The 12,548-nt window shown below is 38.0% G+C and carries 9 protein-coding genes; 7 read left to right on the forward strand and 2 right to left on the reverse strand.

Going from position 1 to position 12,548, the window contains the following annotated elements; translation table 11 throughout:
* The first annotated feature begins 129 nt into the window (after window positions 1-129).
* The 4 genes from QMA08_RS07575 to QMA08_RS07590 all read left to right on the forward strand — a co-directional run bounded on the left by QMA08_RS07575 (window position 130) and on the right by QMA08_RS07590 (window position 7,957).
* Complete coding sequence (locus QMA08_RS07575) at window positions 130-3,276, forward strand: DEAD/DEAH box helicase (protein ID WP_182768666.1); 3,147 nt, start codon at window positions 130-132, stop codon at window positions 3,274-3,276.
* An 875-nt stretch (window positions 3,277-4,151) separates the two neighbouring features.
* Window positions 4,152-5,618: a DNA recombination protein RmuC gene (rmuC, locus tag QMA08_RS07580; protein WP_039488906.1), complete on the forward strand. Its 1,467-nt coding sequence runs from the start codon at window positions 4,152-4,154 to the stop codon at window positions 5,616-5,618.
* A 364-nt stretch (window positions 5,619-5,982) separates the two neighbouring features.
* Complete coding sequence (locus tag QMA08_RS07585; protein ID WP_024596528.1) at window positions 5,983-6,174, forward strand: DUF3185 family protein; 192 nt, start codon at window positions 5,983-5,985, stop codon at window positions 6,172-6,174.
* A gap of 616 nt (window positions 6,175-6,790) precedes the next feature.
* Window positions 6,791-7,957, forward strand: coding sequence for an aldo/keto reductase (locus tag QMA08_RS07590; protein WP_002959264.1), 1,167 nt, complete (start codon window positions 6,791-6,793; stop codon window positions 7,955-7,957).
* A gap of 574 nt (window positions 7,958-8,531) precedes the next feature.
* Here QMA08_RS07590 and QMA08_RS07595 read toward each other — a convergent pair.
* Window positions 8,532-8,951, reverse strand: a complete 420-nt coding sequence (locus QMA08_RS07595) for a PACE efflux transporter (protein WP_290174093.1) — start codon at window positions 8,949-8,951, stop codon at window positions 8,532-8,534.
* Between the two features lie 90 nt (window positions 8,952-9,041).
* Here QMA08_RS07595 and QMA08_RS07600 point away from each other — a divergent pair, with 90 nt between their 5' ends.
* Window positions 9,042-9,923: a LysR family transcriptional regulator gene (locus QMA08_RS07600; RefSeq protein WP_182672991.1), complete on the forward strand. Its 882-nt coding sequence runs from the start codon at window positions 9,042-9,044 to the stop codon at window positions 9,921-9,923.
* A 36-nt stretch (window positions 9,924-9,959) separates the two neighbouring features.
* Here the strand turns inward: QMA08_RS07600 and QMA08_RS07605 are convergent, their stop codons facing one another.
* On the reverse strand, window positions 9,960-10,862 hold the full coding sequence (locus QMA08_RS07605) for a LysR family transcriptional regulator (RefSeq protein WP_290174094.1): 903 nt from the start codon (window positions 10,860-10,862) through the stop codon (window positions 9,960-9,962).
* A gap of 105 nt (window positions 10,863-10,967) precedes the next feature.
* On the opposite strand from QMA08_RS07605, the gene QMA08_RS07610 reads away from it, so the two are divergent.
* Window positions 10,968-11,744 (forward strand): class III extradiol ring-cleavage dioxygenase, encoded by a 777-nt coding sequence (locus tag QMA08_RS07610; protein ID WP_290174095.1) that lies wholly within the window; start codon window positions 10,968-10,970, stop codon window positions 11,742-11,744.
* Window positions 11,745-11,824: 80 nt separating this feature from the next.
* Window positions 11,825-12,502 (forward strand): haloacid dehalogenase type II, encoded by a 678-nt coding sequence (locus tag QMA08_RS07615; protein WP_024591580.1) that lies wholly within the window; start codon window positions 11,825-11,827, stop codon window positions 12,500-12,502.
* Window positions 12,503-12,548 lie beyond the last annotated feature (46 nt).

Here is a 12,548-nt window from a genome sequence, read left to right on the forward strand (position 1 = left end):
ACCTATAAACCGATTTTTTACTAACCTATCAGCTCCAACCAGTTTATATCTTGTTAATAGTGCTTTAGCTCAGAGCACATAAGGCATATACTGGCAGAATTATTTTTAAAATTTAATGCTTAGAGTGACATGTCTGCTAACTTATCAAAAAATGATTTAATGGCTATTTTTGAAGAAATTAAAAATGAGCAGGCTACCCAGTTTCCTCTTTCTGAACGCTTTATTAAAAAACTTTTCCGCGAAAATGTCTTAGATAAAGGCAAAGAGTACTACAAGAAAGGTCAAATCACCTGGCTAGAGCATACCCCTAATTTTTCTGTTGTAGACTCTACCGTGCAAGTGGATAACGGATCATCATTTAACCAACGTATTGAGATCAGTAAAGTACCAACTGGTTATTCTGTTGATACACACTGTACGTGTAATGCAAAAACCAAATGCCGACATTTAGCTGCTATTTTGTTTAAGCTTAAAATAGAGCACTCGGGTGAATACGGTGAAGATTACTTCATTAATGATTGGTTTAGTGAATTAAGCGCTCTTAAAAGTGGTGATCAACATACACCGTCGCAAGTATTATTATTTGTATTAGATATTGAAAATAACAAAGTATTTTTAACACCTAAAATAGCTAATTTTGAGACTAAAAAGAATTACACGTTAGGCCGAAACCTCACTGAGCAACAGTTAAATAGTTTCGTAACGCCAAATGATTTACTCGAAAGTGATTTTAGATTATTTAGTTGGATACGTTCACAAAATGCAGTAGGAAGTATTGAGCTAAAAGGCCAATGGGGCTTTAGTGCCCTGCAACAATTGATAGCTACTGAGCGCTTGTTTTTTCAGCGCTCTCGCGTGCCAATTAAAGCGCAATCTGGCCAAGCATTGAGTTTTAGTTGGGAGCAAGATAAAGATCTATCACAATTAGTTATTAAGCTTGAGCAAACCCAAAACTGGGCTTTATTAAAAACAACACCGCCTACTTACCTCGATTTAGATCATTTAAAAGCGGGTCGTCTTCGTACACCCTTGAGTGCAGACGAAATAGCGCATTTACAAACTATGCCTGCTTTGCATGACGCTAATTTTGACAGAATATATAAACAGCTTGCCGATAACTTTGGCGCAGGTGTTATACCGCACCCTACTAACTTGCAGCCAACATTACCTAAGCTATCTAGTAACGCTGTTTTAAAAGTAACAATGGGCGAGCAAGGTTTATCGCTTTCGCTATTATTTAAGTATAAAAATAAAAACTATTTAGCTGGTTCTGCCCCAGCAAGTACTATAAATAGCGCATTTGAAAACACCGTAACTAACGAGCTAATCAATCTAGGGTTTGAATTTTGTAAAGGGGGTTTACAAAGTGAGCTTGTATTTACAAAGCAATCTCCTATCCATTTGCATTGGCTAATATACGAAGTATTCCCAGGCTTTAAGCAGCGTGGTTGGCAAGTCAGTGTAAGTAAAGTAACAAGCCCTAATCCACAATGTGAAGTGAGTTTACATGTACACCGTGCAGCAGGGCATCAAATGCACTGCAAAGTATTGTTGTGTGACGCAAAAGCAGCGCTGTTGTTTACTAATGCTGATTCGCTTTATCAGTCATTGAATCGCCAAAGTGAACTGTTTTATTACTACCCACTTGGTCGTCAATTTGGGGTTATTAATAAGTCTGCCATTAACTTATTAAACGAATTTAAAGAACGCTTTGAATTTGTAAAAACACGTGACGAATTTAATATTCCGCTTTCGTATTTACCTGAACTAGTAAAGCACACAGCTATTAACGTAGAGCTTCACGACGATTCACTTGAGCTATATTTACAAGAGTTAAATAATACCGATAAGGCAATGCCTAAGGTTTCATTACATGGCTTAAATGACTCTGTAACACTTCGTGAGTACCAACAGCAAGGCGTTGATTGGCTTAGCTTTTTAAAACGTCATCAATTAGGTGGTATTTTAGCTGACGACATGGGGTTGGGTAAAACACTCCAAGTTATTGCATTTTTAGCGAGTACATTTAACCGACCTCAAGCAGGCCCTACACTTATAGTGTGCCCAACTAGCTTGGTGAGTAATTGGAAAAACGAAATTACTAAGTTTGCTAAAAGTTTAAAAGTAACCACTATTTTTGGATCAAACCGTAACGATCCTTTACAACACTTAGCACAAGCACAATGCATTCTTACTACATACCCGCTTTTAAAGCGTGATATTGCATATTACTCGCCATTATATTTTGAAAATATAATCCTCGATGAAGCACAATACATTAAAAACGATACCGCACAGGTCTCACGATTAGTTAAACGCTTAAATGCCGACTTTAAACTTTGTTTAAGTGGTACTCCAATCGAGAATAATTTACTTGAGCTTAAATCGTTACTCGATTTTGCTATGCCATCGTTACTTGGGTCTCAAGCCCACTTTAAGCAGCACTTTCAAACACCTATTGAGCGTGAAGCTGATATGCAGAGGGCTGAGCAGTTAAAAGCGTTAATTATGCCCTTTATAATGCGCCGCACTAAAGCACAAGTAGCGCAAGAGTTACCAGAAAAAACAGAGCTTACAAAAGAGTTTGAGTTTGAGCCTAAGCAAAAAGAAATGTACCAAGGCATTACACGTTCATTAGAAGAGAAGCTAATAGACTTATTTGCCGAACAAGGCGCACAAAAAAGTAAGCTTGCATTTTTAGAGGCGCTTTTAAAGTTAAGGCAAATTTGTTGCCACCCTAAATTAATAGATCCAGATACTCAAGCAGGCTCTGCTAAGCTTGAATGGTTAACAACACACTTACCGCTTATGCTAAGCCTGGGTCGTAAGATTATTATATTTAGTCAGTTTACATCGGCACTCGATTTAATAGCTCAACGCCTTGAAGAAATAAACATTAACTTTAGTATGCTTACAGGGCAAACGCGTCAACGAGATAAAGTAATCGACGAGTTTACCAGTGGTAAAACATCCGTGTTTTTAATTAGCTTAAAAGCCGGTGGAACAGGCCTTAACTTAACACAAGCAGATACTGTTATTCATTTTGATCCATGGTGGAATCCCGCAGTAGAAAAGCAAGCGACTGATAGAGCCTACCGTATTGGTCAAACTAATCCTGTATTTGTTTATAAGCTCATAATGAGTAACTCAATAGAGCAAAAAGTATTTAAAATGCAGCAAGACAAGCAAGCTCTTGTTGATGCATTATTTACTGATAAATCAATGAGCTTTACAAAGTTTGATGAGCAGCAAATGTTGTCTTTAATTAAAAACTAAAAAAGATCTAAAAAGTTTTGATCTTTTTATGAACTTAATTAAAAAGCGGACGTCTATCATTATGCTTGTTGATTAATTGCAGTTAACACAAGCATCATGTTGATTTCCCATTTAGTTACTAATTTTAGTAATGATTGAGCCAGCCCATTTTGAGTTGGCTTTTTTTATGTCTAAAATTTAGCGCGCAGCACTTATTTTAAAAGTTTTTTATTTTTTTATGAACTTAATTCAAAAAGACGCGTCTACTATTATGCTTGTTGATTAATTGCAGTTAATACAAGTTTTCATGTTGATTCCCTATTTAGTTACTAATTTTAGTAATGATTGAGCCAGTTCATTTTGAACTGGCTTTTTTTATGTCTAAAATTTAGCGTTCAGCACTTATTTTAAAAGTTTTTATTTTTTTTGAACTTAATTAAAAAAGACACGTCTACTATTATGCTTGTTGATTAATTGCAGTTAATACAAGTTTTCATGTTGATTCCCCCTATTTAGTTACTAATTTTAGTAATGATTGAGCCAGTTCATTTTGAACTGGCTTTTTTATGCCCATAATTTGATTTGTTTATATCAACCCGAATAAAATAAATGCTCTTCCGCAAATTAATTTGAATTAATTATTTTGTTATCCGGTCTACTCTAATGCCTGTTGTTATATAGCCTCACCCAATAATATTAGTTATTTTGGTGATTATGTATTTAAGTTGCAGCTTGCTCGGGCAGATGTTGATTATCCCTTTGATTGCTTAACTTAGTAATATTTGACCAGCTTATTTTAAGCTGGTTTTTTTATGGCTGTAATTTCTTAACTCCCCTACTTCTGTTGTTGGTTATTGGTTATGATGGCATGTCTCTAAATTTTATAAGTTTATTTTATGCTCACTCAAGTACTCACTAATATTGATTGGCTAAGCGCTGGTGCTGGTGTTGCTTTAGGCGCCCTATTTTACGGCGCTGTATCAACACGGCTTCGCAAAAAACTACATCTACAAATAAGCGAACAGCAGCAACAGCTTTCCCTGTTACAAAACCAATTTGATAATAAAGAGCTGCAATACAGCGCCTTGCTAGAAGATCATGAACTGCTAGAACATACCCACCAAGAGCAGCGCGATGAAGCGCAGCATTTTAAAACGCGTTTTAGCGAACAAGAAAAACAAAGCATTCAATACAATCATTTTTGGCGTAAAGCCGAAGGCGAGCTGACAGCGCTTCGTGAACAATATAATCAGCGCGATGTTGAATATAATAATATGCGCACTACCCTTGAGCAAAAACAGCAAAACTTTAGCGAGCAACTCGCGCAAATTGAGCAAAGTAAAAATACGCTCAAAAAAGAGTTTGAAAACCTAGCCAATAAAATTCTAGAAGAAAAATCACAAAGCTTTAAAACCTTAAATCAAGAAAGCATTGAGCAATTATTAAAACCAGTTCAAGGCGAGCTAAAAGGCTTTAGAGAAAAAATGGAATCAATGCACGTTGAAGACATAAAACAACGGACTGCGCTTAAAACCGAGCTACTGCATTTGCAAGCTAAAAGCCAAGCTATAACAGATCAAGCCGACAAGCTCAGTAACGCCCTACAAGGGCAAAAGAAAACCCAAGGTAATTGGGGCGAGCTTATGCTCGAAAACGTATTAGATAGTGCTGGCTTACGTGCAGGCGTTGATTATAAGCGCGAAGTGTCGTTTAACACTGAAGATGGCCGCTTGCGCCCTGATGTAGTTGTGTACTTACCACAAGGTCGCCACTTAGTTATTGATGCTAAAACTTCATTAAATGCCTATACACGCTATGTGAACGCTGAAAATGAGCTAGATGCTAATCAAGCAATTAAAGAGCATGTAAACGCCGTTACAGCGCGTATTAATGAGCTTGCGAGTAAATCGTACGACCGTTTGCCAGGTATAAACTCGCCAGAAGTAGTGGTTATGTTTGTACCAATAGAATCAGCTTTTGTAGAAGCACTCAAATATCAAAGCGATATTTACCAACAAGCAATCGAAAAAAATATACTGGTAGCTACACCCACCACCCTGCTTACTAGTTTAAATATTGTTAAACAGCTTTGGCGTTTTGAAGAGCAAACCAAATATTCAAAAGAGCTGGCAAGTCGAGCGGAACGTTTTTATAACAAGCTCAATGGTTTTTTATTAAGTATGGAAGGCGTAGGTAAGCAGCTTGATAAAGCGAAAGAAAGTTATGATAAAGCATTTTCGCAGCTATACCGTGGTAAAGGTAATTTAATTAAACAAGCATCAGAGTTTAAAGAGCTAGGTGTGTCGGTACAAAAAGAGCTACCTAGTGAGAGCGTAGAACGTGCTCAATTAGAATTAGATTAGGGTCTGTTGATCTTTCAAGGTTAAATTTGCAGCAGTCTGTTTGGTATTTAGGCAAGGCAGAGCCTATGTAGTGTGGTTATTCCCCATAAATGGGCGATAACGTAGCATTAATGCCAAACAGGCGCTGCCCAAAGGGTTCTTTCTAGGGGCTATTTACTCTTTGTTGCTCGGTTTTTACTTATTCTTACATGGATGTAAGCCAGTAGGGTAACGCAGGAGCAGTTACCGAGCCCACTAGGTTACAAACCTCGCGCCGCGATTAAATAGCCCCTAGTTTGAACGAATTTTAATCCGCAAAGATCAACAGACCCTAACCCTGATTTATTTTTATTTAGTTTATGTAAGTTAAACCTTAAGGGTATTTATGAATAATAAGATTGTAGGAATTGTTTTAATCGTTATAGGTATCGCTTTAATTATGTGGGGATACGACGTGTATGATGCGGCGGCTTCGCAGCTTAGCCGTGCATTTAGTGGCGACACACCAATAGAAGCATGGGCGGGTATTATTGGCGGTGCCATCTGTGTGTTAATTGGTATTAAAAAGCTCAAGTAACCTGAACTTGAATAATAGATCTATTTAAGCAGCTATTTTCAGCGCTAACTACGTTGAATTTAGTTGCAATTTGCTGCACTGCACAGTGTTACTTGGCAGGATAAAACTCTTACAGGGCTTGCCAGCAATTGCATTGTGAAAGTGTAAAATACGCCGTGTATTGCAAGGCAAACCTTCAATAATAAACGCTTCTGTAATATTTACCCCAATTATTTCAACTACGCTCGGTTAAATTAGCCAATTATTGCCGCAATCGCTTTGCTAGTGAAATTATTTGTGCATCTTTAATTTATTGCGGTTTTGTCTACTAATTTGTACACATCTAATAAATGTAACCATTTTATGTTGTATAAATGAGTATTAAAGCGTGCACCAATTTGGAAGTATGCTTTTTTATCAAGCTATTAAAATGCACTGTTTTGTACATTTAAAAGGACTATACGAGTAAAGAAAATAATCAGTTTTTAATGTTAATTCAAACGTCTGTTCAGCGTTTGTTAATTTAACTATCTTATTGATAGTATTGATATTTATTGTCTTCTTGTTGCTTGAATTTGGTTGTTATTTATACTAGCTTATAACGTAGATATTTAACCTACTCAAGGAGAATAGTCACATGGTATCTCGCAGAAATTTTATTAAAGCAGGGGCTGCTTTAAGTTTAGGCTCTATTTTTAGTGCTTCAGCTTTGGCTGAGCAATTAAAGGTAAAAATGTCTAACGGCAGTGTTATGCAAACTAAAGGATCAATAGATAAAAGCGCTGCTCTACCCACAAACGATGTTACTAACGCTAAGCATTACCGGCCGGAATCAAGAATGGGCTTGGGCGGCCTTGCCGCTGGGAATGGCTTTAACACTATATCAAGCGATACAGAAATTTTAACAATGCTAAATGCAGCATGGGATTCAGGTATTCGTCATTTTGATACGTCACCTTTTTACGGTTTGAGCTTAAGCGAAAGGCGCTTCGGTGATTTACTTCGAAACAAAAAGCGTGAAGATTATGTTTTATCCTCAAAAGTAGGTCGCCTTCTTACCCCTTCAGCAGAGCCTTTAGAAAATAGTTGGCATTGGGCTGATCACTCACCGTTTCATTATAAGTATGATTATTCAGCATCAGGCACGCGCCGTTCAATAGAAGATACTTTGCATCGTATTGGAGTAGCTTCACTCGATATTGTCTATATTCACGATTTATCACCACAAAACAGCGATATGGGAGATGACTGGCTTAAGTATTTTGATCAAGCGGCTAAAGGTGCTATTCCTGAGCTGACTAAAATGCGTGATGAAGGAATAATTAAAGGCTGGGGTTTTGGAGTAAATACACCTCATGCTGTTTATAAAGCGCTTGATATGTCAGACCCAGATATCTGCTTACTAGCGCTGCAGTATTCAATTTTAGATCACAAGCAGGCACTTGATAAAACCTTTCCTATGCTAGATAAACGAGGTATTTCAGCAGTCATTGGTGCGCCGCTTAATGGTGGTTTTTTAGCCGGTCGTAACCGCTTTAATTATTCTCCTAAAATTCCAGGGCCTATGCAGCAGAAGTTTAATGCAATAAGCGACATTGCATCTAAACATGGGATTGATATTAAAACAGCTGCACTGCAGTTTGCAGAAGCGCCTTCAACTGTATCCTCAATTATTCCTGGGGCACGCACGGAGGAGCAAATTAAAGCTAATGTAGCCTCAATGAAAGTTACCATACCAAGCGAATTTTGGAGTGAGTTGAAATCTAAACAGCTTATTGCCCAAAACGCCCCCATACCTGCATAACAAAATAGGTGTGCCATTTGCTTGGCACACTTATTCATAGCTAATATATGGTTTATTTTTAAGCAACGCTTCTCGCGTGAGCAAGCTATACATCTTGTGTCTCGATAAATAATAGACACAAGGCGCAGAGCTAATAGGCAGGAAAAATCTACCGATTACACTACCTCAAGCAGTAAAATATTTTATATAACAGCTCGTAACCTTATAAATCAAATTAACATCACAGTGAGTATGCTAAAAGAGGATTGCTTAGTTGTGGTTGGCCAAAAGCATTATTACGTGCCTATTACATATTACGCATATCGGTATCATGCTGCGTTTCACCCTGGCGGCCAGAGCGTCTGGAATAAATTAAAAGAGCTAAATGTATAACGCAAAAAGTTACTGTAAACCCCCATTACAGTTAGCCGGTAAATTGTGCAAATAGTAAATTAGCACTACTTAGTCAATTGAGCAGTGCTAATTGGTTTAATTAAAAGCCACATTTACCGTTATTTATTGCCATTGCGCTTTTGTCAAAACGATCTCAATACCCCACAACGTTGCTTTTATAAACTTAAAAACATCAAGCACATTATGATTTTTTAACCCATTTTTTGTAAGGTTGGTACTTATCGTACAACACATTAAAAATATACGTGTATATGAGTATAAACACTAAAAAGCCAGCTTCTAATGCTGTAGCGGCTAGCCATGTAATATTTAAATACCAAGCAAGTATTGGCAGCGTTATTACTAACATACCCAGCTCAAAGCCACATGCATGCGTAATGCGGGTTACCAAACCTCGCTCTATTCGGTTATGCCCAACTATTTTATCAAACACTATGTTGTAAATGTAATTCCAAAGCATGGCGAAGATTGATAAACCAACACCTACTATTGCCATTTTTCCTGTTGCAAACCCACCAAAATAAGATGATGCAGGTACAACAAAAGATAATGCTATCATCTCAAATATTAGCGCCTGAAAAATACGTTCTGCTGTGTTCATATATAAATAACTTCTTAAGTTGATGACGATGGCTGTATTTTCATTCATTATAAAGATATGTGTTAGTTACTTAATATCGGGAAAAGCGATATGTTTAGTATTGAACAGCTTCAAGCATTTGTGGCTACCGTTGAAGCTGGATCGTTTTCAGCTGCTGCGCGCGGTTTAAGTAAAGCGCAGTCAGTAATAAGCCAGCATATTATTAATTTAGAAATAGACTGTAATGCGACATTATTTGAGCGCACAGGGCGCTATCCACAATTAACCGAAGCCGGTAAACAGTTACTACCCCAGGCTAAGGCCGTGCTTAATCAACACCAGCGATTAACAAACTCTGCATTAGCACTAAACGAAAAAACACCAACCGAAATCACTATCGCACTTGACGAAGGGATCCCGTTTAAAACTATCGCAAGTATTATTAGCAAGCTGCAAAGTAAGTATCCTTACGTATCGCTTGAGTTTTTAAGTGCATCCAGCCATGACATAATTGACATGCTAAACAGCGAAAAGCCTATAACGGGTATTATTTTTAGTGAATTAAATATACCGAGCTACTTGGACTATGAATGTATTGGATCGGTAAAATTTGATTTATATGTTGCTAAATCGCACCCTTTAGCGGGGATCAGATGTGAAAATATGGATGGCCTTCGGCTACATCGACAACTTCTTCTTCGTTCTCGCAATACGCAAACAAGTAGCTTTCAGCTAAAAATTAGCCCAGAGATTTGGTATGCCGATAATTACTTTGTATTACTCGAGCTAGCAATACAAGGTAACGGGTGGTGCTTATTACCAAACCATGTAGCTGTAGATGCAGTACAAAGTGGTGAGCTGGTTAAACTTCCTCTTGAGTTTGAAGAAATGGGTTGGTTGGCTAATGTTGATGTATTACAGCATCAGCAACACAGTAATCAAGAGGTGTTTAAAGTACTAAGAAATTTACTACGGAATTTTTTAAAAACTTAGCTTTTATATAATGCCTGTTAGGCGGTTTACTTTTTATTACGCTAAATCCCAGTAAGGTGTATCGCCATAATAGCCACTTGCAAAATCAACAAACGCACGTACTTTACTGGGTAAAAACTGTCTGTTTGCATACACCATGTAAAGCCCCATTGGCTCGGGTTCATGGTCTTTTAAAATGCGCACTACTTTACCTTGAGCCAGTGCTTCCCCTGCTATAAATGTTGGCTGCATAGCAATACCACCACCCGCAATGGCTGTATTTAGTAGCAAATCACCATTGTTAGCCACAAAGTTACTTTCAAGCTTTAGCTCGCTTTTTAACTCATTAACCCCAAATAATCGCTTTGTGGGCTCGCTGTGGGAATAGCGTAAATAATTATGTGACTGTAAATCTAAAAGCGTTTGTGGCGTGCCATGGCGTTCTAAATAGTCGGGTGATGCAAACACCGCTAGGTGTATAGGTGCAATTTTTTTAGCTATGAGCGTTGAGTTTTTTAATACGCCAATGCGTAGAGCAATATCAATACCCTGCTCTACTATATCTACATATTGGTCGGTGAGCCGTAAATCTAACTTTAAATTTGGATACTGCTTTTGAAAATCAACCAGCAAACCTGCTAAATGCTTAGTACCAAATGACATAGGTGCACTAATACTAAGCACACCCGAGACATTCTCGCTTAAGTTATTTAGTGAGTTTTCCATGTCTTCAATATCAATAATCACCTGCTGACAACGCTGATAATATTGATTTCCAGCTTCTGTAACACTTACTTTTCGCGTTGTACGGTGTAATAAACGCGTGCGTAGATTATCTTCCAGCGCAGAAACATATTTGCTGACTAACTGCGGCGAAATATCGAGTTTATCGGCCGCTTTTGAAAACGATCCTTCTTGCACAACGGCTAAAAAGGTCTTCATGGTGGTGAGTTTATCCATTTTTAACAATGCTTTGTTGATAATATATAAATAAGTATCATATTTATCGCCAAATTAGAAACTTATATAGTGTTTATAACGCATCTATTTGTTTAAGGTTTTAGTATGACTCAGCCTGCTTTATTTATATCTCACGGCTCGCCAATGATGGCTGTTCAGCAATCGGCTACGTCAGATTTTCTTGCATCATTAGGTCAAACGCTTAGTAAACCACGTGCTATTGTGGTGTTTTCTGCCCACTTTGATGAAGCGCACGATATAGTTATTACATCCGGAGATGCGCCGCATACTATTCACGACTTTTATAACTTCCCCAAGCCCCTGTATGAAATTCAATACCCAGCACCAGGAGACCCTAAGCTCGCTAATACTATTTGTGAGTACTTTTACAAAGCGGGTATTAAAACGGTGCAAAATGCAGATCAAGGGTGGGATCATGGTGTGTGGATCCCGCTGCGCTTAATGTACCCAAGAGCTAATATTCCCATTGTTCAGGTGTCTATTAACACGCGTTTAGGTGCTCAGGCGATGTATAAGTACGGGCAGTTACTTACACCACTGCGCAGCGATAACGTATTAATTATTGGCTCAGGCGGTATTAGTCACAATCTACGTGAAATATTTAAAAACCCTGCTACACCTAATCGTGTTCAAATGGTTAATGAGTTTACCCATTGGGTTGAGCAAAAATTAATAGCGCAAAACACCCAAGCGTTACTTAACTATTTAAATGAAGCACCCTATGCTTTATTTAATCACCCTACCCAGGAGCACTTTTTACCTCTTTTTGCAGCGCTTGGAAGTAGTGACGGTAAAGCCAAAAAAATACATGAAGATATAGAAATGGATATTTTAGCGCTTGATGCATACAAGTTTTATTAATTTGAGCGTTCGTTCAAATTAAGTTAAGCTGTAAGCAAGTACTCTAAAACCAACTTAATTTATTTTATTGCGGAGCAAACATGGCAACTACACTTGCATTTGACGTATACGGTACGCTAATAAACACTCACGGCGTACTGTCCTTACTCGACGACATGATTGGCGATAACGCCCAAGCATTTTCAAATACATGGCGCGAAAAGCAATTAGAGTATTCATTTAGACGTGGATTAATGCAAAATTATATTCCTTTCTCGCTATGTACAAAACACGCACTCGATTACGCCTGCTTAGCGCACAAAACCGAGCTAAGTGAAGATCAAAAGGGTCAACTGCTAGAGCTATATAAAACGCTTCCTGCGTTCGATGATGTAAAAGCAGGCCTTGAGCAACTAAAAGCAAAAGATTACCGTTTGTTTGCATTTTCAAACGGCGCTGCCGACGCAGTTCATACCTTATTAGAAACTGCTGGCATTAGTGAGCTTTTTGAAGGGGTAGTAAGTGCTGACGACGTTAAAACCTTTAAACCAAACCCAGGGGTTTATAGCCACTTTTTACGCGAAACCAATTCAACAGGCGCAAACACGTGGCTTGTATCAAGTAATCCGTTTGATGTAACCGGTGCTATATCGCACGGTATGCGCGCGGCGTGGATTCAACGATCTAAAGATTCAATTTTCGATCCGTGGGAAATACAGCCAAATACAATCGCAACCGACTTACTTGATTTAAAAGCAAAATTAGAAAGCGTTAACTAAGCCGTACTTTTACTTATATCCCGTTTACAGTTTTAGGTGTAAACCT

Origin of the sequence: Pseudoalteromonas sp. APC 3355 (genome assembly GCF_030407615.1) — a bacterium.
GTDB lineage: Bacteria > Pseudomonadota > Gammaproteobacteria > Enterobacterales > Alteromonadaceae > Pseudoalteromonas > Pseudoalteromonas distincta.